Raw genomic sequence first — 22,556 nt, forward strand, 5'->3', positions numbered from 1 at the left:
AAGCGCGAGGACAACTATACCCAACCTCGCTCGCGGGCGAGACGCACCGCCGCGTGCCGGTTCTCCGCCCCGATCTTGGTGGCCGCCGACGAGAGGTAGTTGCGGACGGTCCCCTGCGACAGCGCGGCGCGTTCCGCGATCTCCGCGACGGGTGCCCCGTCGGCGGCGAGTTCGAGGACCTCGGCCTCGCGGGCGGTCAGCGGGGAGTCCCCGGCGGAGATCGCGTCGGCGGCCAACTCCGGGTCCACGTAACGGTTTCCGGCGTGCACGGTGCGGATGATCTCGGCGAGCCGCTGGGCGCTCACGGTCTTCGGCACGAAGCCGCGCACCCCGACCGCGAGGGCCCGCTTGAGATGCCCCGGTCTGCCGTGACTCGTCACGATCATGGTCCGGCAGTGCGGGAGTTCGTCCCGCAGCGTTGTGGCGACACTCACACCGTCGGCGCCCGGCATCTCCAGATCCAGCACGGCGACGTCGGGCCGGTGGGCCCGCGCCATGGCCAGCGCCTCAGGACCCGACGCGGCCTCGGCGACGACGGCCAGGTCGTCCTCCAGGGCGAGCAGCGCGGCGAGCGCGCCCCGGATGAGGTGCTCGTCGTCGGCGAGCAGCACACGAAGGCTCACAGCAGGGCTTCTTCCTCGGCAGGGTCTGCGGGTTCCCGAAGGGCGGCGCGGTCGGAGCGCTGCGGCGGCACCTCGGCGCGGAGCCGGAAGGTGCCGCCGGCGGACGTCCACGCCAGCGTCCCGCCGACCGCGGCGAGGCGTTCCCGTAGTCCGGCGAGCCCGGTGCCGCGGTGCCGGGGCGGGCCCCCTTCCGCCGGGCCGTCGCCGGGCGGAACCTCGGTCACCCCGTCGTTCTCGACGACCAGCGTCGTGTGCCCCTCGGCCACCGCGAGGGTGATGTCGCACCGCCGGGCGTCCCCGTGGCGCAGCACGTTGGTGGCCGCCTCGCGCACGACCCAGCCGAGGGCCGACTGGACGGCGGCGGGCAGCCCGGCCGCCGATCCGGTCACCCGGCAGCGGATCCCGGCCGCCTCCAGGACGCCCTGCGCGCCGGTGAGTTCCACGCCGAGGTCGATCTCGCGGTAGCCGCGCACCACTTCCCGTACCTCCCGCTGCGACTCCTGGGCGATGCGCTGCACCTCGACCATCTGGTCCACCGCCTCGTCCCTGCCGCGCCGGGCGAGCTGCACGGCGAGCTCGCTCTTGAGGGCGATGACGGCGAGGTTGCGCCCCATCACGTCGTGCAGGTCCCGCCCGAACCGCAGCCGCTCCTCGGCGACCGCGAGCCGCGCCTCGACCTCGCGGGCCCGGTCGGCCTCCCACATCACGGAGAGCGTCCAGGCCCCGCAGCGCGAGGCGAACAGGGTGAGGAGTCCGCCGAAGACGATGAACCCGGCGAGCGCGAGGAGCCGCCCGTCGCGCACGCCCGCGGCGGCGAACCCGGCGACGATCAGCACGTCGAGGACCGCGATGCGGATCAGATACGTCCGGATCGGCACGGCGAAGGCCAGCGCCTGCCCGAACGGGATCATCAAGTACATGGCGGTGAGGGAGAGCAGACCCTCCTTGACGCTGTCGGGGGCCTGCAGGCCGATCGCCACGGCGTAGGCGACGGCCATCAGGGCGACGGCCACGCCCAGGTCGCGGCGCGGCATCGCGCGCCGCTTCAGGAAGTGGTCGAGCGAGCGCCGCATCGTGCGGTTGGCGTGCACGCACTGGACCGCGCCCAGGACGATCAGCGTCCAGCCGAGGGCGTGTGCCGCAAGGCCGGGGCGCAGGCTCAGGCCCAGCGGCAGGGAGCTCCAGCTGAGGTAGAAGATCCAGGGCAGGGCGTGCCAGCTGGCGAGACTCTGGAACTCGACCTTCTCGATCTTGCTGCGGCCGTGCCAACCACGCTGCCAGGCCCGTACGCGGCCGAGTAGCACCCGGTACCTCCTCAGTGGCGCGGTTCCCAGCGGAACCATCGTCGTACAGCAAACACCGCGAGCAGGGTCCAGGCCACCGCCGTGCCGAGGGCGCCGAACGCGTCCCCCGCGGAGAGGTTGCCGGCCCAGCCGCCCCGGATGAGTTCGATGACGGAGGAGAGGGGGAGCAGCTCGCAGACGGAGGCCAGCTTGTCGGGCATGACCTCGAGGGGGACGAAGAGCCCGGACCCGAGCATCGACACGAAGATCAGCGGCAGGCTCATGACCTGCGCGGACTCCGTCGACCTGCTGAAGCTCGCGGTGACGGCGGCCAGCGCGGTGAACATGACGAGGCCCATGAGGATGCCGAGGACGACGAGATGGGGCGCGCTGGGGGCACCGGCGTCCAGGAGCACGGCGCAGCCCACGGCGAGGACCAGGCTCTGCACGATGCCGATGGAGACCGACGGCAGCGCGGCGCCCGCGAGGATCTCCGGGTCGCGCAGCTCGCCGGTGCGCAGCCGCTTCAGGACGAGCTCCTCGCGCCGTGCGGTGTAGACGGCGGTCAGCGCGGAGTAGACGGCGAAGAGCAGGGAGAAGCCGAGGGCGGCCGGCAGGACGACGGTCCCGACGTCGAGCCCGGTGCCTTCCAGGTCCATGTCGGTGGCGGTCTGCTTCATGGTGACGGGAATGATGAACGGCACGAACAGCGCCGCGAACAGCGTCCCCTTGCTGCGCAGGAGCAGGGTGAGCTCGGCGCGGGCCAGCGCCCGCATCCGCTGCGCCGGGGTGGTCGGGGCCGGGGTGGTCGCGGCCGGGGTGGTCGCCGTGAGGGTGCTCATACCGTCATCTCCTTCATCTCCTTCTCGCCGGTGCCGTGCTCCGCGTCGCGGGCGATGCGCAGGAACGCCTCCTCCAGGGAGGCGGCCCGTACGTCGAGCCCGGCCAGTTCGACGCGTGCGTCCCTGGCCCACAGCAGCAGTTCGGTGGCGGTGCGCTGCAGTTCGCCGGTGCGCATCCGGATGCGGCGTCCGGTGACCTCGTGCCCGCTCACGCCGAGTGCGGCGAGCGGCGGCAGGTCGCCGGGGAGGTATCCCTCGGGCAGTTCGAAGGAGACGTGCGAGGGCTGGGCGGCGACGACGTCGGCGACGCGTCCCTCGGCGGCGATGCGCCCCTCGTGCAGGATCGCGAGCCGGTCGGCGAGCTCCTCGGCCTCTTCGAGGTAGTGCGTGGTGAGCAGGACGGTCGTGCCGTTGTCGCGCAGTTCCCTGACCAACTCCCAGGTCTCGCGGCGCCCTTCGGCGTCGAGTCCGGTGGTGGGTTCGTCGAGGAAGAGCACCTCGGGGCGGCCGATGAGGGCCAGCGCGAGGTCGAGCCGCCGCTTCTCGCCGCCGGAGAGCTGCTTCACGCGGACGCCGGCCCGCCTGCCCATCCCGACGGCCTCCAGGGCCTCGGCGGCGGGCCGGGCCCCGCTGGTGCAGCCCGCCCACATCCGTACGGTCTCCGCCACGGTCAACTCGGCGGGGAAGCCGCCCTCTTGGAGCATGACGCCGATGCGCGGGCGCACCGCGGCCCGTTCGGTGTACGGGTCGTGTCCGAGCACCCGCACCCGGCCGCCGGCGGGCGCCGCGAGTCCTTCGAGGAGTTCCACGGTGGACGTCTTGCCGGCGCCGTTGGTGCCGAGCAGCGCGAAGAGCTCGCCCTGTCCCACGGAGAAGGAGACCCCTCGTACCGCCTCGAACCCGCCCCCGTACACGCGCCGGAGGTCGGTCACGTCGATCACTTGGTCCGTCATGTGTCCAGCGTCGCCGGGCCGTGGGGGCGTCGGCAGTGCGCGGTGTCACCGGCCCGCATGACAAATGTCAGACGTCGCGCCCGCGGTACGCGGGGACATGAAGAAGGCCCCGGTCGATTCGACCGGGGCCTCTCATCTGGAGCGAACGACGAGGTTCGAACTCGCGACCTCAACCTTGGCAAGGTTGCGCTCTACCAACTGAGCTACGTTCGCATTGCCTCCGACCAGCTCTCACTGATCGGCGCGTGCATCAGCTTACCGCAACCGGAGGACCGGTCCGTGAGCGATGCAGAGCGGGTGACAGGAATTGCACACTGCGCCTTCCCCCTGGAAGGGGGATGTTCTACTACTGAACTACACCCGCAAGACTCCGTGAGGTCCGACCCTTCGGCCGCGCCCCTCGGCGTGCTCCAGACTTTAGCCGACCGGGAGGGGTGCAGCGCAAGTCGGTTGCCGCCGGGGGCGCGGGCGGGGTGGCCGGCGGGGTCAGTTGGCGGCCTCGAAGGCCTCGTAGACCTTCTTCGGGATGCGGCCGCGGGGCGGCACGTTCATCTGGTGCGACCGGGCCCAGGCGCGGACCGCCGACGGGTCGGGGGAGATCGCCGTGTGCCGGAACGCGATCCCGGACCTGGACTGCTTGCGGGCCGCCTCCAGGTACGGGGCGAGGGCCGTGCGCAGTTTCTTCGCATTGGTTTGGCTGAGGTCGATCTCGTACGACGTTCCGTCAAGACCGAACGCGACCGTTTCCGCCGCTTCCCCGCCGTCGATGTCGTCAAAGAGAGTGACCACGACACGTTGCGCCACGAATATCGGTCCCTTCGCGCGGCTCTACCGCCTTGACATGCGGTGATGCCGACTGCACGGATGTTTTGGGCAAAGTATCGACTATTGCCATTTCCTTTGTACAGTGCCCGGCATTGCATTGTGAAGCCTGTCCTAATACCTCCGCGTGTCAGGCTCCAATGACGAGGCGTGATCTTTCATGGATTCATCGTGAAGGTTCTCGCTTCGAAACCGGTTCTGATGCCGGAACGTGACCGTCATCTCGTAGGTTGCTACGAATCTACGCGAGTAGAAATTTTGTGCCGGTAGTCTGAAGGAACCTGCTCAGCGCCTTGCGGCAGCACACGCCAGCACCACACACCGGGAGTGCCAGTGGCACGCGTCGTAGTCGACGTCATGCTCAAGCCGGAGATCCTCGACCCCCAGGGCCAGGCGGTGCAGCGTGCACTGCCGCGCCTCGGTTTCCAGGGGATCTCCGACGTACGTCAGGGAAAGCGCTTCGAACTCGAGGTGGCGGGGCCGGTCGACGCCCCCACCCTCGCCCGTATCCACGAGTTGGCGGAAACCTTCCTCGCCAACACCGTGATCGAGGACTTCGTCGTAAAGGTCGAAGAAGCGGAGAAGGCCGAGGAGGCCGCGAAGTGACTGCTCGAATTGGAGTCGTCACTTTCCCCGGAACCCTCGACGACCGCGACACCCAGCGCGCCGTCCGCGTCGCCGGCGCCGAAGCCGTGCCGCTGTGGCACAAGGACAAGGATCTCAAGCAGGTCGACGCGGTGGTGCTGCCGGGCGGGTTCTCCTACGGCGACTATCTGCGGGCCGGTGCCATCTCGCGTTTCTCCCCGGTGATGGAGTCCGTCATCGAGCAGGCGAAGGCCGGAATGCCGGTGCTCGGCATCTGCAACGGCTTCCAGGTGCTCACCGAGACGCACCTGCTGCCCGGCGCGATGCTGCGCAACAACCACCTGCACTTCATCTGCCGCGAGCAGAAGCTGCGGGTGGAGAACGGATCGACCGCCTGGACCGCCGACTACACGGCGGGTCAGGAGATCCTGATCCCGCTGAAGAACATCGACGGGCAGTACACCGCCGACGAGCGGACCCTGGACATGCTGGAGGCCGAGGGCCGCGTCGCCTTCCGCTACCTCGACGGCAACCCCAACGGCTCGCTCCGTGACATCGCCGGCATCACCAACGAGGCGGGCAACGTCGTCGGCCTCATGCCGCACCCCGAGCACGCGGTCGAGCCGCTGATCGGGACCGGCCGCACCGACGGCCTGGGATTCTTCACCTCGATCCTGAAGAAGCTGGTCAACGCATGACTCTGGACACCGTCAAGCACGCGGCCGAGACGCCCGACGTCAAGCTCCCCTGGGCCGAACTGGGCCTGAAGGAGGACGAGTACGAGCGCGTCCGCGAGATCCTCGGCCGCCGCCCGACCGGCGCCGAGCTCGCCATGTACTCCGTCATGTGGTCCGAGCACTGCTCGTACAAGAGCAGCAAGGTCCACCTGCGCCAGTTCGGCGAGAAGGTCCCCGAGAACGACGCGATGCTCGTCGGCATCGGCGAGAACGCCGGCGTCGTCGACGTCGGCCAGGGGTACGCCGTCACCTTCAAGGTCGAGTCGCACAACCACCCCTCCTACGTCGAGCCCTACCAGGGCGCGGCCACCGGTGTCGGCGGCATCGTGCGCGACATCATCGCGATGGGCGCCCGCCCGGTCGCGGTCGTGGACCCGCTGCGGATGGGCGCGGCCGACCACCCCGACACCAAGCGGGTGCTGCCCGGCGTCGTCGCGGGCATCGGCGGCTACGGCAACTGTCTGGGCCTGCCCAACATCGGCGGCGAGCTCGTCTTCGACGCCTGCTACCAGGGCAACCCGCTGGTCAACGCCGGTGCCATCGGCGTGATGCGGCACGAGGACATCCACCTCGCGAAGGCCTCGGGCCCCGGCAACAAGGTCATCCTGTACGGGGCGAGGACCGGCGGCGACGGCATCGGCGGCGCCTCGATCCTGGCCTCCGAGACCTTCGACGACAGCAAGCCGAGCAAGCGCCCGGCCGTGCAGGTCGGCGACCCCTTCCAGGAGAAGCTCCTCATCGAGTGCACCCTGGAGGCCTTCGCCGAGAAGCTCGTCGTCGGCATCCAGGACCTGGGGGCCGCCGGACTCTCCTGTGCCACCAGCGAGTTGGCGTCCAACGGCTCCGGCGGCATGCGCGTCGAGCTGGACGACGTGCCGCTGCGCGACTCCACGCTCACCCCTGAGGAGATCCTCATGAGTGAGTCGCAGGAGCGCATGTGCGCGGTGGTCGAGCCGGAGAAGGTCGAGCGCTTCCTCGCGATCTGCGAGAAGTGGGACGTCATCGCCACCGTCGTCGGCGAGGTCACCGACGGCGACCGCCTGGAGATCTTCTGGCACGGCGAGAAGATCGTCGACGTCGACCCGCGCACGGTCGCGCACGACGGCCCGGTCTACGAGCGCCCGTACGCCCGCCCGTCCTGGCAGGACGCCCTCCAGGCCGACGACGCGAACAAGCTGGCCCGCCCGGCGAGCGCGGCCGAGCTGCGCGAGCAGGTCCTCAAGCTGGTCGCCGCCCCGAACCAGGCCGCCAAGTCCTGGGTCACCGACCAGTACGACCGCTTCGTGCAGGGCAACACCGTGCTCGCGCAGCCCGAGGACTCCGGGATGATCCGGATCAACGAGGAGACGGGGCTCGGCGTCGCCATCGCCACCGACGGCAACGGCCGGTTCGCGAAGCTCGACCCGTACAAGGGCGCGCAGCTCGCGCTCGCCGAGTCGTACCGCAACGTCGCCGCGTCCGGCGCCAAGCCGCTCGCGATCTCGGACTGCCTGAACTTCGGTTCGCCCGAGGACCCGGACGTCATGTGGCAGTTCGCCGAGGCCATCCGCGGCCTCGCGGACGGCTGCCTGGAGCTGGGCACCCCGGTCACCGGCGGCAACGTCTCGCTCTACAACCAGACCGGTGAGGCGGCGATCCACCCGACGCCGGTCGTCGCCGTGCTCGGCGTGATCGACGACGTGGCCCGGCGCACGCCGATGGCGTTCAAGGAAGAGGGCCAGCTCCTCTACCTGCTCGGTGACACGCGCGAGGAGTTCGGCGGTTCGGCCTGGTCGCAGGTGGTCCACGGGCACCTCGGCGGGCTTCCGCCTGAGGTCGACCTTGCGCGCGAGAAGCTGCTCGCCGAGATCCTCATCTCGGCCTCGCGCGACGGCATGATCGACGCCGCGCACGACCTGTCCGACGGCGGTCTGGTGCAGGCCGTCACCGAGTCGTGCCTGCGCGGCGGGAAGGGCGCGCGCCTCGTCGTGCCGGACGGCCTGGACGCGTTCACCTTCCTGTTCTCCGAGTCGGCGGGGCGCGCGGTCGTCGCCGTGCCGCGGAGCGAGGAGCTGCGCTTCACCGACATGTGCGGGGCGCGGGGTCTGCCGGTGCGCCGCATCGGTGTGGTCGACGGTGACGCCGTCGACGTGCAGGGCGAGTTCACGCTGCCGCTGAGCGAGCTGCGCGCGGCGCACGAGGAGACGATCCCCGGGCTCTTCGCCTGACGGTTCACCGTCGTGGCCCCCGTTCGGACCTGGTCCGGGCGGGGGCTTCGACGTTTCCGGGCGCCGGGGGGGGCAGTGGGGCTTGCACGAGATTACGTAATTACGTAATCTCGCACTCATGGATCTGGAAGAGCGCGTCGCCGAGCTCGAACGGCGCATGGCGGAGCTGGAGAGCGCGGGTCCGGCCGCGCCCGCCGTGGGCGAGGGCGACTTCTGGGCCCTCGAGGCCCTGAAGGCCCGGCACCCGGTGACCGACGACGCCGACGGCGCCGTCCTGTTCACCGGCTCGGTGCGGGTGCCGACGGGGCATCGGTACGACTGGCAGTACGGGCAGCTCACGGAGGCGCTGTTCGAGGGCGAGTGGTCGGACGCCGCCGAGTCGTTCGCCGCGCTCGGCCATCCCGTACGGCTGCGGCTGTTGCGGGAGATCCTCGGCGGACTGCGCACCGCCGCCGAACTGGCCGCGCTCGACGACGTCGGCACCACCGGCCAGATCTACCACCACCTGCGCCAACTGACCGCCGCCGGCTGGCTGCACACCACCGAGCGCGGGCGGTACGAGGTCCCGGCGGGACGGGTGGTGCCGCTGCTCGTGGTGCTCACGGCCGCGCGCCCCGTCACCTGACCGCCGTCACCTGATCACCGTTTCCTGATCACCGTTGTACGAGCCTGATCACCGTTGTACGAGGGGGAAGTCATGTCAGAAGGACGCCGCAAGCTCGCCGCAGTGGCCCAGCACGCGCTGTGGGTGGTCTTCTTCGTCCAGATCGTCGTCAGGTTCGTCGCGGACCTGCCGTACGGCTACTGGGTGAGCTGGCTGCCCGCGATCGGCGCGATCGCCATCGGCCTCGTGAACTCCCGCGCCGCCCGCCGCCGCATCGACCGCGCGCCCCGGACCCCGGTCGAGGTCGAGCCCCCGGTCACCGGCCGCTGGTCCGCGCTCAACAGCCCCGCCGACAAGGTGCCGAGCCACGGCACGCACAACTTCGGGCAGAGCTACGCCATCGACATCACGGCCGAGCCCGCGGAAGGCCCGGCCCGGCCCGTCCCCGTCTGGTTCTGGCCCGTCGCCCGGCGCGGCGCGGCGTACCCGGCGTTCGGGGCGCCGCTGTACGCGGTGGCCGACGCCACGGTCGTGCACGCCGAGGACCGCCAGCGCGACCACCTCAGCCGCAGCTCTCTCCTCGGGGTGCTGTACTTCTGGCTGGTCGAGAGCATCGGGCGGACCGTCGGCGGGCCGCGCCGCGTCGTCGGCAACCACGTCATGCTCGACCTCGGCGAGGGCACGTACGCGGTGTACGCCCACGTCCGGCAGGGCTCGCTCGCGGTACGGGCGGGGGACGAGGTCGTCGCCGGGCAGCGCATCGGCCACTGCGGGAACTCCGGCAATTCCACCGAACCGCACCTGCACTTCCAGCTGATGGACGGCCCCGACCTGGCCACCGCGCGGGGCGTGCCCTTCACCTGGCGCGGGGTCGGGGTGCCCGCGAGCGGCGAGGTGTTCACCGTTGCCGGGGAAGCCGCAGCGCGAGAGCGGTCCCGAGCAGCATGACCCCGGCGCCGCACAGGAACACGGTGTCGGTGGCGTCGACGTAGGCCCGTACGGCGGCGGCGTGGGCGCTCCCGGTCAGGCCGGGCAGGGCGCCGATGTCGCCGCCGGGGCCGTTCGCCGCGTACAGGCGGAGCAGGACCGTGCCGAACAGGGCGGTGCCGATCGCGTTCCCGAGGGTCTGGAAGAAGCGGATGGCCGTCGTCGCGACGCCCAGCTGGTGGGGCGGGGCGGAGTCCTGGGCGAGCTGGATGAGCTGTCCGATCAGCTGGCCGAACCCGGCGCCGGCCAGCAGGAGTTCGGCGCGGATCAGCCAGAGCGAGGTGTCCGGGCCCACGGTCGCGAGGAGCCCGAAGGCCACGGCGGCGGTCGCCGTGCCGCTGACGGTGAACGTCCGCGCGGACCAGCCGCGCGCGGCGAGCCGGCCCGAGAGCAGTCCGACGGCGGTCATGCCGGCGGCCATCGGCAGCAGATAGAGCCCGGCCGACGAGCTGGACACGCCCCGGGCGATCTGCAGGTAGACCAGCACGTAATAGATGACGCACATCATGGCGGCGCCGGTCAGGCCCTGGATGGCGAAGCCCCGGCGCAGCTGCGGGATGCGGAACAGGGAGAGCGGAAGCACCGGTTCGGCGGCCCTGGACTGCCGCCACAGGAACAGCGCGAGGGTGGCCGCGGTCGCGGCGAGCAGGCCGACGACGACGGGCGAGGACCAGGCGTACTGCTTGCCGCCCCAGTCGGTGACCAGGAGCAGCGCCACGGAGAAGGCGGCGGCGAGCGCGGCCCCCGGGTAGTCGACGGCGCGGCGCACGGCGGGGCGGCGCGGCAGCCGCAGGACGACGGCGGACGCGGCGAGGACCGCGATGCCGACGGGCAGGTTGACGTAGAAGATCCAGCGCCAGTTCGCGTGGTCGGCGAGGAGGCCGCCGAGCCACGGGCCGAGCGCCATGCCGCCGCCCGCGACGACACCGCCGAAGCTGCCGCTCTTCGTGGATTTGCCGTCGGGCCCCTTGAGCTGGGCGAGCACCACCATCGTGACGCTCATCAGGCCGCCGCCCCCGACGCCCTGCGCGGCGCGGGCCGCGATGAGCTGGGGCATCGACTGGGCGGCGCCGCAGAGCGCGGAACCGATGAGGAAGACGGTGACGGCGGCGACGAAGATCCGTTCGGCGCCGAGCACGTCGCAGAGCTTGCCGTACAGCGGGAGCATCGCGGCGCCGGCCAGGGCGTAGGCGCTGACCAGCCAGGGGATCGCGTCGACGCCGTGGACGGGGTCGAGGTCGCGGACGATCGGCACGGTCGCGGCGGAGACGATCTGCAGGTCGAGGACGGCGAGCACGATCGTGGCGAGACAGACGACGAGGGCGACCTTGCGCCGCCCCTCGGTCAGGAGCGGGGCGGGCGGCGCGTCGGCCGGGCCGGCCGCGGCGGTGGGTGTCAGGGGCATGGCCTCACCCTGCCGGTAGAAATGTACTCAGTCAATATTTCAGCCGAGGCAAAATTTCATCCTGGTACAGTACGGCCATGGCTGAGGAAACCCTGGGGCTGCGCGAGCGCAAGAAGCGGCAGACCGCGATGCGGATCTGGCGGACCGCGCTCGACCTCTTCCTGGAGCGCGGGTACGACAAGGTCTCCGTCGTGGAGATCGCCGCCGCCGCCGAGGTCTCGAAGATGACCGTCTTCAACTACTTCGGCACCAAGGAGGACGTGCTCCTGCGCCCCATGGAGGACCACGTGGGGGACCCCGCCGACGCCGTGCGCCACCGTGCGCCCGGCGAGTCGGCGGTCGCTGCGGTCCGCCGCCAGTTCCTGGCCAAGATCGACGAACGCGACCCCTCCATCGGGCTCTCCGGGGACCCGCGCCTGCTCCAGCTGCGCCAACTGATCAGCGACACCCCCGCGTTGGCCCGCCGCGTGATGATCTTCCAGATGCGCAGCACCGAGCTCCTCACCGACGCGCTCGCCGAGGAGACCGGCGACCGGTTGATGGCGGGCATCGCCGCCCACCAGCTCACCGCGGCACGGGACGCGGTCATCCTGGAGAACCACCGCAGACTCATCGCCGGCGACAGCGTCGACGCCATGGCCGACGACTGCGCGGCGCTGGCGGGCCGCGCCTTCGACCTGGTCGAAAAGGGACTTCAGGGATACCCCGGCACCGCTTAGGGTCGGCCCCATGCCACCGGCCAAGAAGCGCATGCGCGCGTACGACTCCACCAAGATCCGCACCGCCGTGCTCACCCAGTTCGGCGCCGTACGGGAAGCGGTCGCCGGCCTCACGCCCGAGCAGCTCGCCCGGCCCACCCGGCTCGGCGACTGGACGGTCCGCGAACTGGCCGCGCACCTCGCGATGGTGCTCGGCACCGTCCATCGGTACCTCACCCTGCCGGAGCCCGCCCGGCACGAAGTCCCGCTCATGGACTGGCCGTTCGCCACGGTCGGCGCGGCCGGGCAGGTCGACCAGGACACCCGGGAACTCGCCGGGACCGCCGGCGCCGACCTCGGCACGCTCTTCGCCCGCACCCTCGCCGGCATCGAGGAGACGCTGCCCTCGGCGCCGGACACGCGCCTGGTGCCGTCCCGCTTCGGCGCCATGACCCTGGCCGACTTCATGGTCACCCGTACCGTCGAACTCATCGTCCACACCGACGACTTGAACGACGCGGTGCCGGGTCTCGACGTCCCGTACGACCGGCAGGCACTGGCCGCCTGCACCCGGCTGCTCGCGGACGCCCTCGCCCTGAAGGCGCCCGGCGCCTCGACCGAGGTGCGCGTGCCGCCCTACGCGGTCGTGCAGTGCGTCGAGGGGCCCCGGCACACCCGCGGCACCCCGCCCAACGTCGTCGAGACCGATCCGCTCACCTGGATCCGCCTCGCGACCGGGCGCACGGACTGGGCGACGGCGCGCGAGGCGGCGAAGGTGAGCGCGAGCGGGGAACGGGCGGACCTCTCGGGGCTGCTGCCGATCATGGGCTAGCGGGGCGGGGTGGGGCGGTGTCGGTGCGGCACGGCGTCGATGCGGTGCGGGACGGTGCGGCACGGCGTCGATGTCACCGCGGGCCCGATGGAACCGGGACCCCCACATGTCCCGTCACATCGTCATGCACACGCAACGTCTGACCCTCACCCTGACCGCGCTGGCCTCCGCCGGGCTGCTGCTCACCGCATGCGGCACCGAGTCCGGGACCGGCTCCGACGGCGCATCCGACGGCGACTCCGGTGGCCGTTCCGTGCAGAGCGAGCCGGGCCTCACCGGCGTGCGCTGGCACGTCGACAGCCTCACCCTGGGCGGCAAGGAACAGGACGCCCCGGCGGGCGCCTACCTCAAGATCGGCAAGGACGGGAAGGCCGGCGGCAGCTACGGCTGCAACGCGTTCGGCTCCGACGTGTCCGTCAAGGGCGACACCCTCGACTTCGGCACGCCCCGGATGACCAAGCGGGCCTGCATGGACGACGGCCGCATGAACTTCGAGAAGGACCTCGTGCACGCCCTCGGCGAGGGCAGGTTCACCGCGAAGGTCGCCGACGGCAGGATGACCCTCACCACGCCTAAGGGAGACCGCGTGAACTTCACCTCACGGCCCGCGGAACCCGACGCCCCGCTCACCGGCACCCGGTGGCAGGTGAGCGCCGTCGGCGACGGCGGCACGGCCGCGGCCCTGCCGAAGGAGATGGACGGCAAGGTCCATCTGACCTTCGGCGAGGACGGCAAGGTGCGCGGCAACCTCGGCTGCAACACCGTCACCGCCAAGGCCGAGGTGGCGAACGGCCGCATCACCTTCGGCCCGCCCACGACCACCCGCAAGATGTGCCCCGGCGAGCCGATGAAGACCGAGCGCGAACTCCTGAAGCTCTTCGACGGCAAGGCGCGGTACGAGGTGCGGCAGGACACCCTGAAGCTCACGGCCGCCGACGGCACGGTGATCAGCGCGAACGCGGCCACCAAGGACGCGAAGAAGTAACCGGAAGCAACCGCGGGGGCGCCCCCGTCTCACCCTTGCGGATAGGGCAGCAGCTCCTTCTCCGTCCGCTCCCACGCCGCCTTCAGTTCGGCGAGGAGCTCCGGCTCGCCCGCCGACCGGTCGGCCTGCTCGCGCCGGTCGGCCGTGAGGTCGAACAGCTGGTCCGGGCCGCCCTTGCCGCGGTAGTACTTCCACTTCCCGCGCCGCAGCGCCCGCTCCCCGCGCACCCGCCAGAAGAGCTCACGCTCGGCGAGCTCCGCGCCCCGCAGCAGATACGGGGCGAGGCTCGTGCCGTCCAGCGGGTGCGCGGGGTCGGGCCGGGCCCCGGCGATCTCCAGGAGGGTCGCCGTCCAGTCCGGCGTGTAGACGGGCTCGTGGCTGACCTGCCCGCCGTCGATCCGCGCCGGCCACCGCACGAGGGTCGGCACCCGGATCCCGCCTTCCTTCAGCGACCCCTTGTTGCCGGACAGCGGCCAGTTGTACGAGAAGCGCTCACCGCCGTTGTCGGAGGCGAAGAACACCAGGGTGTCCCGCTCCTGACCGGACCGCCGCAGCGCGCCCAGCACCTGCCCGACCGAGCGGTCCAGGTCCTCGACCATCTCCGTGTACTTCGCCACCGAGCCGCCGTCCTGATGCCACAGCGCCCCCTCCTGCCCCGCCTTGATCCTGCGGACGATCTCCGCGCTCTCCTCCTCGTCGCCGTCCGCGATCCACGGCCAGTGCGGGGTGGTGAAGTTGAGGTTGAGCAGCCACGGCCGGTCGTGCGCGCGCCGGATGTAGTCACCGGCGCGCTCGGTGAGGATCCGCGTGTAGTACCGCAGGTCCTTGTACTCGGCGTCGCCCTCCCTGACCGCGCCCTCGAAGAGGTCGTACTCCCCGCCGAGCCCCAGCTTCGAGTAGTACTCCAGGGCCCCGCCGAAGTTGCCGAAGAACTCGTCCCAGCCGGACTTCGTGGGGGAGTGGTCGGGCAGGTAGCCGCAGTGCCACTTGCCGATCAGGGCGGTCGCGTACCCGGCGTCGCGCAGCAGCGAGGCGAGCGTGGGGTGGTCCGGGTCGAGCCCCACCGACCGGTCGGCTATCGGCTCGGCGAGCCCGCCCTTCGTACGCCCCGGGAAGCGGCCCGTGTACAGGCTGAAACGGGTGGGCGAGCAGGTCGACGAGCCGGCGTAGGCGTCCGTGAACCGCACGCCCTGGCGGGCGAGCCGGTCCAGGTTCGGGGTCTTGATGTGCGGCGCCCCGTAGGAGGAGAGGTCGGCCCAGCCGAGGTCGTCCCCGAGGATGAAGAGGATGTTCGGCCGCTTGGCCTTCCGGGACGCGGCGGCCCGGAACGGCCGCTCCTCCTCGGCCGCGCGCGCCTCGGCGGCGGGCAGCCCGACGGCGGCGGCGGTGGCCGAGGCTCCGACGACGCCGCCGAAGGCACGCCGGGACAGCTGGTATCCGTACGAAGACACAGGGCGCTCCTGAACGGGGCGCGGCGGCACGACAGGCGGCGGCCCGCACCCGAGGGAAAGGGGAGAGGGGGAAAGGGGAAGAGCGAGAAGAAAAGGGGGTGTTCAGGCAGCGCGGCGACAGATGGCGCTCGCGACACGGACCAGGTCGACGTGGCGGCGCTCCACGAGCGGGACCGCGAGGTCTCCGGGGGGCGGCTGCATGGGCCAGGAGCCTGGCCGGGCGCCGCACCGGGTGTCAACGGAGGGGCCCGCCTGTTCACGAGGGCTTAGCACTCGGGCGCCCCACCGGCGGTTCGTCACCGTCCGTACAAGGGCTGTATCCCCAATTCGGACCAGTGGTCGATCTCGCCTACACTCGAAGACGTGCCACGTGGTGACGGTCGACTCAATCACGATCTGCTCCCCGGCGAGAAAGGCCCCCAGGACGCTTGTGGCGTCTTCGGTGTCTGGGCTCCGGGCGAAGAGGTCGCAAAGCTCACGTACTTCGGGCTCTACGCCCTCCAGCATCGGGGCCAGGAATCCGCGGGAATCGCGGTCAGCAACGGCTCCCAGATCCTCGTCTTCAAGGACATGGGCCTCGTGTCCCAGGTCTTCGACGAAACCTCTCTCGGCTCGCTCCAGGGTCATATCGCGGTCGGTCACGCCCGCTACTCGACCACCGGAGCCTCCGTCTGGGAGAACGCCCAGCCGACGTTCCGTGCCACCGCGCACGGCTCCATCGCGCTCGGGCACAACGGCAACCTCGTCAACACGGCCCAGCTCGCCGAGCTGGTCGCCGAGCTCCCCAAGGAGAACGGCCGCGCGACCCAGGTCGCCGCGACCAACGACACCGACCTGGTGACGGCTCTCCTCGCGGGCCAGGTGGACGACGACGGCAAGCCGCTGACCATCGAAGACGCCGCCATGAAGATCCTCCCGCAGGTTCAGGGCGCCTTCTCCCTCGTCTTCATGGACGAGCACACGCTGTACGCGGGCCGCGACCCGCAGGGCATCCGCCCGCTGGTCCTCGGCCGCCTGGAGCGCGGCTGGGTCGTCGCCTCGGAGTCCGCGGCGCTCGACATCTGCGGCGCCAGCTTCGTCCGCGAGATCGAGCCCGGCGAGTTCGTCGCGATCGACGAGAACGGACTGCGAACCTCCCGATTCGCGGAAGCGAAGCCCAAGGGCTGTGTCTTCGAGTACGTCTACCTGGCGCGCCCCGACACCGACATCGCCGGGCGGAACGTCTACCTCTCGCGCGTCGAGATGGGCCGGAAACTCGCCGAGGAAGCTCCGGTCGAGGCCGACCTCGTCATAGCGACCCCGGAATCCGGCACCCCCGCCGCGATCGGGTACGCGGAGGCGTCCGGCATCCCCTTCGGCGCGGGCCTGGTCAAGAACGCCTATGTCGGCCGGACCTTCATCCAGCCCTCGCAGACGATCCGCCAGCTCGGCATCCGCCTCAAGCTCAACCCGCTCAAGGAAGTCATCAAGGGCAAGCGCCTGGTGGTCGTCGACGACTCGATCGTCCGCGGCAACACCCAGCGCGCCCTGGTCAAGATGCTCCGCGAGGCCGGCGCCGCCGAGATCCACATCCGGATCTCGTCCCCGCCCGTGAAGTGGCCGTGCTTCTTCGGCATCGACTTCGCGACCCGCGCCGAGCTCATCGCCAACGGCATGACCATCGAGGAGATCGGCACCTCCATGGGCGCCGACTCCCTCTCGTACATCTCCATCGACGGCATGATCGAGGCCACGACCATCGACAAGCCGAACCTCTGCCGCGCCTGCTTCGACGGCGAGTACCCGATGGACCTGCCCGACCCGGAACTGCTCGGCAAGCAGCTTCTGGAGACGGAGCTGGCCGCAGGCCCGGCGTCCACGGCAGCGGCCGACGCGATCCGTCGCCCGTAAGACCCCCACGCAGTACGACACGAAAGTTCTCACCGTCATGTCTGAGACCACTGGTGCCAGCTACGCAAGCGCGGGCGTCGACATCGAGGCGGGCGACCGCGCCGTCGAGCTGATGAAGGAGTGGGTCAGGAAGACCCAGCGCCCCGAGGTCGCGGGCCTCGGCGGCCTCGGCGGCTTCGCCGGGCTCTTCGACGCCTCCGCCCTCAAGCGCTTCGAGCGCCCGCTGCTCGCCACCGCGACCGACGGCGTCGGCACGAAGGTCGACATCGCCCGGCAGCTGGGCGTCTACGACACCATCGGCCACGACCTCGTCGCGATGGTCATGGACGACATCGTCGTGTGCGGCGCCGAGCCGCTCTTCATGACCGACTACATCTGCGTCGGCAAGGTCCACCCCGAGCGGGTCGCCGCCATCGTCAAGGGCATCGCCGAGGGCTGCGTCCTCGCCGGCTGCTCCCTCGTCGGCGGCGAGACCGCGGAGCACCCGGGCCTGCTCGGCCCGGACGACTTCGACGTGGCGGGCGCCGGCACCGGCGCGGTGGAGGCCGACCGGCTCCTCGGCCCCGATCGCATCCGTAAGGGTGACGCGGTGATCGCCATGGCGTCCTCCGGTCTTCACTCGAACGGGTACTCGCTCGTCCGGCATGTGGTCTTCGACCGCGCCGGCTGGTCCCTGGACCGCCGCGTCGAGGAGTTCGGCCGCACGCTCGGCGAGGAGCTCCTGGAGCCCACCAAGATCTACTCCCTGGACTGCCTGGCGCTCACCCGCACCACGGACGTCCACGCCTTCAGCCACATCACCGGCGGCGGCCTCGCGGCGAACCTCGCCCGGGTCATCCCGGACGGGCTGCACGCGATCGTGGACCGCGAGACCTGGACCCCCGGCGCGATCTTCGACGTGGTCGGCACGGCCGGCCGGGTCGAGCGCCTGGAGCTGGAGAAGACGCTGAACATGGGCGTCGGCATGATGGCGATCGTCCCCGAGGAGTCGGCGGACGCGGCGCTCACCACCCTCGCGGACCGCGGCGTCGACGCCTGGGTCGCGGGCGAGATCACCGACCGCGGCGACCACGAGAGCGGCGCCGCCCTGATCGGTGACTACGCGAAGTAGGCCGGTGGGCGGTCGGTGAAGCCAGTCCCGAGGCAGCACAAAACCCGGTCCGGTGTGGTGACCACCCCGGACCGGGTGACGTGCGGTTGTCACGAGAAGTGCGAAGACTCCGTGGACAACGAATGCTGCGTTTGCAACGAGGTCAAGCGCCGCGGCGCTGCGACGACGGACCGGACTCTTCGTCCTCGTCCCCGTCGTCGTTATACAGATCCGCGTACTGGGCGTACGGGTCGTCTTCCTCGTCGTCGTCCTCGAACGGCTCGCCATTCGGCGGCTGTTGCGAAGTCGAAGCGCCCAGCTCATTGGCCAGACGCGACAGGTCAGTCCCGCCGCTGCTGTACTTCAGCTGGCGGGCGACCTTCGTCTGCTTGGCCTTTGCCCGGCCGCGCCCCATGGCTCGACCCCCTCGGATACGGGGCTCGACGGCCCCAGAGTCTTGACACGCGTTCATGATCTGGAACGGACTCTCCTCGGAGAGACCGGTCCGTAGGGCTTCCACGGTACCTGCTCCTGCGGCCATACGGTACGTCGCCCGCAGGACGCGCCTCGGCGCAGAACCCGCGAGGAGCCCCGTCCTCGCTGGTCAACTGCGATTTTAACCTCTTCTTGCCGGGCGACCCGCCGACGGGGGTGAGTCTTGTCTCCCCAAGACGTCGGCGGGGGCCCCTCGCGGCGTCGCGCGCGGCCGGAATGTCAGCTTCCGGCTCTTATCGGCACGCGTCCGCCATCCGCTGTTCGGCGATCCTGTCGGCCGCGGCGGCCGGCGGAATGCCGTCTTCCTTTGCGCGAGCGAATATGGCCAGGGTGGTGTCGAAGATCTTCGACGCCTTGGCCTTGCAGCGGTCGAAGTCGAAGCCGTGCAGCTCGTCGGCGACCTGGATCACGCCGCCCGCGTTCACCACGTAGTCCGGCGCGTAGAGGATCGCCCGGTCGGCGAGGTCCTTCTCCACGCCCGGGTGCGCGAGCTGGTTGTTGGCGGCGCCGCACACCACCTTCGCGGTGAGCACCGCCACCGAGTCGTCGTCCAGGGCGCCGCCGAGCGCGCAGGGCGCGTAGATGTCCAGGCCCGCGGTGCGGATCAGCGCCTCGGTGTCGGCGACCGCCGTCACCGACGGGTGCTTGTGGACGATCCGGGCCACCGACTCCTCGCGGACATCGGTGATCACGACCTCGGCGCCGTCCGCCAGGAGGTGCTCGACGAGGTGGTGGCCGACCTTGCCGACGCCCGCGATCCCGACCTTGCGGCCGCGCAGCGTCGGATCGCCCCACAGGTGCTGGGCGCTGGCCCGCATGCCCTGGAAGACGCCGTAGGCGGTGAGCACGGAGGAGTCGCCCGCGCCGCCGTTCTCGGGCGAGCGCCCGGTGGTCCAGCGGCACTCGCGGGCCACCACGTCCATGTCGGCGACAAAGGTGCCGACGTCGCAGGCCGTCACGTACCGGCCGCCGAGCGAGGCGACGCACCGGCCGAAGGCGAGCAGCAGCTCCTCGCTCTTGATCCGGAACGGGTCCCCGATGATCACGGCCTTGCCGCCGCCGTGGTCGAGGCCGGCCATGGCGTTCTTGTACGACATCCCGCGCGAGAGGTTCAGGACGTCGGCGACGGCCTCTTCCTCGGTCGCGTACGGATAGAAGCGGGTGCCGCCGAGGGCGGGGCCCAGGGCGGTGCTGTGGATGGCGATGACGGCCTTGAGGCCGCTGGCACGGTCCTGGCAGAGCACAACTTGCTCGTGGCCTCCCTGCTCCGAGTGGAACAAGGTGTGCAGGACGCCGTTGTCTGCTTCGGTCACTGTGGTGACTCCCGGTCGAATGGCGGCGGATGGCCGGGCTCCCGTACGGGTGGCGGGGGCCCGTTGGGCATGAGACTAAGGGCTGTCGGGCGTGACGTGGCGAAAGTCCGGTCATGGCAACCTGTGCAGTGTTTTCCAGTTGGTACGTGGGGGAGAGAGCAGCCGTGCCCAAGGTGTCATCGGTGACCGTTCCGTACGCGGCCTACCTGCGTGTGTACGAGCCGCTGGCCGCCTTCCCCGAGCCGGAGCGCGGCCACTGGGCGCGCTACGCCCGCCGCCCCGACCTGCCCACCTACCAGGACGAACTGCGGCGCTCGCTGGCCGACTTGCTGCCCACGCCGCCGGTGCCGGTGCCGGTGCACGAGAGCGGCGAGGCCTTCGTGGCCGAGGTCGACGGGGTGCTGTGCGTCTGTCCGTGGCGGACCCGGCTGCGCGGCTGGCAGGCCATGGAGGAGCTGGCCGGGCAGTTGCCCACGCCGGTCCTGGACGCGGTGATCCCCCCGGTCCTGCGCCGCCAGACGGCCGCGGACTACGAGCAGTGGCTGGCCCGCAACCCCGACGCGCGCCCCTGGATCCGTACCTCGACGTGGCAGGTGCCGCTGCACTGGTTCGTCCTCGTGGACGACGAGGAGCGGACGTACGAGGAGGGGGAGAAGGGCGGAGCGGACGGAGCGGACGAAACAGAGGGAGCGGACGGTTCGTACGGTTCGGACGGCGCCCCGCCGCTGCTGCGCTACCGCACCCCGATGGTGCAGGCCCGGCGCCGGGTCGCCCGGGGCCTGAAGGCGCTGCGCGAGGCGCTGGACGAAGGACCGCTCATCGACGGGCTGCTGGACGTCGGCCGGTGGCTGGAGGAGTTCCACCCGCGCTCCCTGGTCGAGCTCGACTACGGCGGGCTCGTGCACGCGGTGTCCGCCGAGGAGCTGGACGAGGACCACTCGGCGGCGGACGTGGCCGAGGGGATCGAGGCGCTGCGCGACGGTGACGGCGCGGCGGCCGGCGAGGCGTATGCGAGGCTCGTGGAGCGGTGGCGGGCGGTCCGGGACCTGCAGTTCGCGAACTGAGCCCCGCGGTCCGCGGCTGCCTCGGGACGTAGGTCCCGATCCGGGCTTTTATCTCAAGCGTGACGGACCGCACTTTAGTGGGCCCTTGCGCCCATCACCCCTCCTCGTGCCAAAATAGGACAAGGAGTCCGGGGAGGGCTCCTTCCGCCCAAGTACGGGCGGAATGCTCAGCATTGCACTCTATGGGGGGTCTGTTGACTCCTGATCGCTCTGTGACTGATCGTCACTGTGGCGTGACTGTCCGCTATGGCATGGTCCATCGGCTTCCGTCGGTGATGAACACCTGGGAGGGCAATTCCATCGGTTTGGCCGACGCGGCTGGACGGATGGTGTAGTTGTAGTGCCGAGGACAAGCCGTTCGTCCTATAACCGACTCGACTCGCGTCCGCCATTTCGGGCAACGCGGGTCAAGGTGCAGAATTTAGAGGAATGAACCGAGAAGGTTCGGTTCTCCCGAGGAGGCCGCTCATGACCGCTCGCACCCCTGATGCCGAGCCGCTGCTGACCCCGGCTGAGGTCGCCACGATGTTCCGCGTCGACCCCAAGACGGTCACGCGCTGGGCGAAGGCTGGCAAGCTCACGTCGATCCGCACGCTCGGCGGACACCGCCGTTACCGCGAGGCTGAGGTCCGCGCACTGCTCGCGGGCATTCCGCAGCAGCGCAGCGAGGCCTGAAGTACCGCGTAAGCAGCAGTAACTCGCACAACCCGGGCGAAGAGCACCACTACGGTCAGGCCCCCCAACCTGGCCGTACGTCCGACATTTGGCTGTACGCGACGCGGATCCCGCCCCAACGGGAGCCACGCCCGAGACACATGGGTGAGTCGTTCGATCGCGCTGGACTCCGCCGGGTCCAGCGCGATCTTTTTTGTGCGCCGAGGACGCGCTGGTGAGCGGGTCCGTGTGCGCCTCTGTCGGAGTCCGGGGGGTCCTCGGAGGGGAGTGGGGGCGGCAGTCCGGGGGGTGGTGCAATTGCACATATTAAATTGGCTTGTTGTAGGGAGGGTGTAAGTTCCGGGGTTCCCAAAACTTGTTCGGTGACACCCGTCACACGTCGGGGTGCTTGTTGCGCACGACACCCCTGCGCTAGAGGGATCGTGGCCGTGGAGAAAGGCCCTCGGCTCTCAGCCTGCCACCGCCGGGGCGGGGCGCGCGTCGGCTTTGGTCATGGGTTGGGGGGACTTTCGTCCTCGCCCGGTGCGCCGCCGACGGCCGCCTCCGCGACGAAGGCGCCCTCGGGGGCCTCCCGTTCGCCCTGGGCGGGCTGAGAGGGCTCCAGGGCGAGTCTGAGCAGTCGATGGCAGATCGGGCAGTGCCGGGTCACGTGGCGGTAGCTGGTGGCCGCGGCGAGGTGCGCGCGCAGCAGGGCACGTGTCTCGTGCCGCGCGGACGGCGAGGGGGCCGGAGAAGCGGACATGCGTCACCTCCAGGGGAGCCTCCCGCCGGCTCCCTGTTCCGGGGTACCGGTGGAATGTGACGCAGTCAAGGTTGCGGGCACGACATCGCGCCGGGGGCGGGGGTGGGAATGCGGGCGCCGGAACACGAAGAAGGGCCGCAACCCCGAGAGGTGCGGCCCTTGCATGCTGCGGCGGTCCTGACGGGATTTGCTGTGTCTGATGGCGGCTCCGCCGCGGGCGCGGCCTCCGCCGGGTACGAAGAAGGGCCGCAACCCTGAGAGATGCGGCCCTTG

General features: G+C 70.7%; 23 protein-coding genes and 2 tRNA genes. 12 read left to right on the plus strand and 13 right to left on the minus strand.

The window, feature by feature from the left end; all coding sequences use genetic code 11:
• Positions 1–14 precede the first annotated feature (14 nt).
• The 7 genes from ACZ6CV_RS12950 to ACZ6CV_RS12980 all read right to left on the minus strand — a co-directional run bounded on the left by ACZ6CV_RS12950 (position 15) and on the right by ACZ6CV_RS12980 (position 4,505).
• Positions 15–623, minus strand: coding sequence for a response regulator transcription factor (locus tag ACZ6CV_RS12950; RefSeq protein WP_355814636.1), 609 nt, complete (start codon positions 621–623; stop codon positions 15–17).
• Positions 620–1,927 carry a sensor histidine kinase gene (locus tag ACZ6CV_RS12955; RefSeq protein WP_469250825.1) on the minus strand — a complete coding sequence of 436 codons (1,308 nt, stop codon included), beginning with the start codon at positions 1,925–1,927 and terminating at the stop codon, positions 620–622. Before ACZ6CV_RS12955 ends, ACZ6CV_RS12950 begins: the two co-directional genes overlap by 4 nt.
• Before the next feature lie 11 nt (positions 1,928–1,938).
• Positions 1,939–2,748, minus strand: a complete 810-nt coding sequence (locus tag ACZ6CV_RS12960; protein WP_469250826.1) for an ABC transporter permease — start codon at positions 2,746–2,748, stop codon at positions 1,939–1,941.
• Complete coding sequence (locus ACZ6CV_RS12965) at positions 2,745–3,701, minus strand: ABC transporter ATP-binding protein (RefSeq protein WP_469250827.1); 957 nt, start codon at positions 3,699–3,701, stop codon at positions 2,745–2,747. Before ACZ6CV_RS12965 ends, ACZ6CV_RS12960 begins: the two co-directional genes overlap by 4 nt.
• 137 nt (positions 3,702–3,838) lie before the next feature.
• Positions 3,839–3,914: transfer RNA gene (locus tag ACZ6CV_RS12970), tRNA-Gly, on the minus strand.
• Between the two features lie 79 nt (positions 3,915–3,993).
• A tRNA-Gly gene (locus ACZ6CV_RS12975) sits at positions 3,994–4,065 on the minus strand.
• 122 nt (positions 4,066–4,187) lie between these two features.
• On the minus strand, positions 4,188–4,505 hold the full coding sequence (locus tag ACZ6CV_RS12980; RefSeq protein ID WP_362375026.1) for a histone-like nucleoid-structuring protein Lsr2: 318 nt from the start codon (positions 4,503–4,505) through the stop codon (positions 4,188–4,190).
• A gap of 351 nt (positions 4,506–4,856) precedes the next feature.
• Here ACZ6CV_RS12980 and purS point away from each other — a divergent pair, with 351 nt between their 5' ends.
• The 5 genes from purS (at position 4,857) to ACZ6CV_RS13005 (ending at position 9,604) form a co-directional block, all read left to right on the plus strand.
• Complete coding sequence (purS, locus tag ACZ6CV_RS12985; protein ID WP_469250828.1) at positions 4,857–5,129, plus strand: phosphoribosylformylglycinamidine synthase subunit PurS; 273 nt, start codon at positions 4,857–4,859, stop codon at positions 5,127–5,129.
• On the plus strand, positions 5,126–5,806 hold the full coding sequence (purQ, locus tag ACZ6CV_RS12990) for a phosphoribosylformylglycinamidine synthase subunit PurQ (RefSeq protein WP_358710115.1): 681 nt from the start codon (positions 5,126–5,128) through the stop codon (positions 5,804–5,806). The genes purS and purQ overlap by 4 nt, the downstream gene beginning before the upstream one ends.
• The gene (gene purL, locus ACZ6CV_RS12995) at positions 5,803–8,052 is read left to right on the plus strand and encodes a phosphoribosylformylglycinamidine synthase subunit PurL (protein WP_469250829.1); all 2,250 of its coding nucleotides are present in this window, start codon (positions 5,803–5,805) and stop codon (positions 8,050–8,052) included. Before purQ ends, purL begins: the two co-directional genes overlap by 4 nt.
• Before the next feature lie 118 nt (positions 8,053–8,170).
• Positions 8,171–8,677, plus strand: coding sequence for an ArsR/SmtB family transcription factor (locus ACZ6CV_RS13000; protein ID WP_469250830.1), 507 nt, complete (start codon positions 8,171–8,173; stop codon positions 8,675–8,677).
• A gap of 72 nt (positions 8,678–8,749) precedes the next feature.
• A complete protein-coding gene (locus ACZ6CV_RS13005) occupies positions 8,750–9,604 on the plus strand; it encodes a M23 family metallopeptidase (RefSeq protein ID WP_469250831.1) in 855 nt (284 codons plus the stop codon).
• Here the strand turns inward: ACZ6CV_RS13005 and ACZ6CV_RS13010 are convergent.
• On the minus strand, positions 9,555–11,048 hold the full coding sequence (locus tag ACZ6CV_RS13010; RefSeq protein WP_469250832.1) for an MFS transporter: 1,494 nt from the start codon (positions 11,046–11,048) through the stop codon (positions 9,555–9,557). The two genes, ACZ6CV_RS13005 and ACZ6CV_RS13010, sit on opposite strands and share 50 nt — an antisense overlap.
• A gap of 77 nt (positions 11,049–11,125) precedes the next feature.
• Here ACZ6CV_RS13010 and ACZ6CV_RS13015 point away from each other — a divergent pair, with 77 nt between their 5' ends.
• The 3 genes from ACZ6CV_RS13015 to ACZ6CV_RS13025 all read left to right on the plus strand — a co-directional run bounded on the left by ACZ6CV_RS13015 (position 11,126) and on the right by ACZ6CV_RS13025 (position 13,563).
• Positions 11,126–11,767: a TetR/AcrR family transcriptional regulator gene (locus ACZ6CV_RS13015; RefSeq protein ID WP_469250833.1), complete on the plus strand. Its 642-nt coding sequence runs from the start codon at positions 11,126–11,128 to the stop codon at positions 11,765–11,767.
• Positions 11,768–11,777: 10 nt separating this feature from the next.
• Positions 11,778–12,578, plus strand: coding sequence for a maleylpyruvate isomerase family mycothiol-dependent enzyme (locus ACZ6CV_RS13020; protein ID WP_469250834.1), 801 nt, complete (start codon positions 11,778–11,780; stop codon positions 12,576–12,578).
• Between the two features lie 106 nt (positions 12,579–12,684).
• The gene (locus ACZ6CV_RS13025; RefSeq protein WP_469250835.1) at positions 12,685–13,563 is read left to right on the plus strand and encodes an META domain-containing protein; all 879 of its coding nucleotides are present in this window, start codon (positions 12,685–12,687) and stop codon (positions 13,561–13,563) included.
• A gap of 29 nt (positions 13,564–13,592) precedes the next feature.
• On the opposite strand, the gene ACZ6CV_RS13030 is transcribed toward ACZ6CV_RS13025, so the two are convergent.
• Both ACZ6CV_RS13030 and ACZ6CV_RS13035 read right to left on the minus strand, forming a co-directional pair.
• Positions 13,593–15,014, minus strand: coding sequence for a sulfatase family protein (locus ACZ6CV_RS13030; protein ID WP_469250836.1), 1,422 nt, complete (start codon positions 15,012–15,014; stop codon positions 13,593–13,595).
• A 102-nt stretch (positions 15,015–15,116) separates the two neighbouring features.
• Positions 15,117–15,215: a putative leader peptide gene (locus ACZ6CV_RS13035; protein ID WP_355814676.1), complete on the minus strand. Its 99-nt coding sequence runs from the start codon at positions 15,213–15,215 to the stop codon at positions 15,117–15,119.
• Positions 15,216–15,377: 162 nt separating this feature from the next.
• Between ACZ6CV_RS13035 and purF the strand changes: the two genes are divergently transcribed.
• Positions 15,378–16,904, plus strand: a complete 1,527-nt coding sequence (purF, locus tag ACZ6CV_RS13040) for an amidophosphoribosyltransferase (RefSeq protein ID WP_362374999.1) — start codon at positions 15,378–15,380, stop codon at positions 16,902–16,904.
• A 37-nt stretch (positions 16,905–16,941) separates the two neighbouring features.
• Positions 16,942–18,015: a phosphoribosylformylglycinamidine cyclo-ligase gene (purM, locus tag ACZ6CV_RS13045; RefSeq protein ID WP_469250837.1), complete on the plus strand. Its 1,074-nt coding sequence runs from the start codon at positions 16,942–16,944 to the stop codon at positions 18,013–18,015.
• A 142-nt stretch (positions 18,016–18,157) separates the two neighbouring features.
• Here the strand turns inward: purM and ACZ6CV_RS13050 are convergent, their stop codons facing one another.
• Together ACZ6CV_RS13050 and ACZ6CV_RS13055 are read right to left on the minus strand one after the other, a co-directional pair.
• On the minus strand, positions 18,158–18,409 hold the full coding sequence (locus ACZ6CV_RS13050) for a DUF3073 domain-containing protein (protein ID WP_362374997.1): 252 nt from the start codon (positions 18,407–18,409) through the stop codon (positions 18,158–18,160).
• Between the two features lie 313 nt (positions 18,410–18,722).
• Entirely contained in the window at positions 18,723–19,802 is a 1,080-nt protein-coding gene (locus ACZ6CV_RS13055; RefSeq protein ID WP_469250838.1) for a Leu/Phe/Val dehydrogenase, read from the minus strand.
• 164 nt (positions 19,803–19,966) lie between these two features.
• Between ACZ6CV_RS13055 and ACZ6CV_RS13060 the strand changes: the two genes are divergently transcribed.
• A complete protein-coding gene (locus tag ACZ6CV_RS13060; RefSeq protein WP_469250839.1) occupies positions 19,967–20,866 on the plus strand; it encodes a DUF8083 family protein in 900 nt (299 codons plus the stop codon).
• A gap of 468 nt (positions 20,867–21,334) precedes the next feature.
• Positions 21,335–21,541 carry a developmental transcriptional regulator BldC gene (gene bldC, locus ACZ6CV_RS13065; protein WP_003949541.1) on the plus strand — a complete coding sequence of 69 codons (207 nt, stop codon included), beginning with the start codon at positions 21,335–21,337 and terminating at the stop codon, positions 21,539–21,541.
• Positions 21,542–22,031: 490 nt separating this feature from the next.
• On the opposite strand, the gene ACZ6CV_RS13070 is transcribed toward bldC, so the two are convergent.
• Entirely contained in the window at positions 22,032–22,283 is a 252-nt protein-coding gene (locus ACZ6CV_RS13070; RefSeq protein WP_469250840.1) for a DUF6274 family protein, read from the minus strand.
• Between the last annotated feature and the right edge of the window lie 273 nt (positions 22,284–22,556).

This window comes from Streptomyces sp. NPDC041713 (assembly GCF_055591085.1).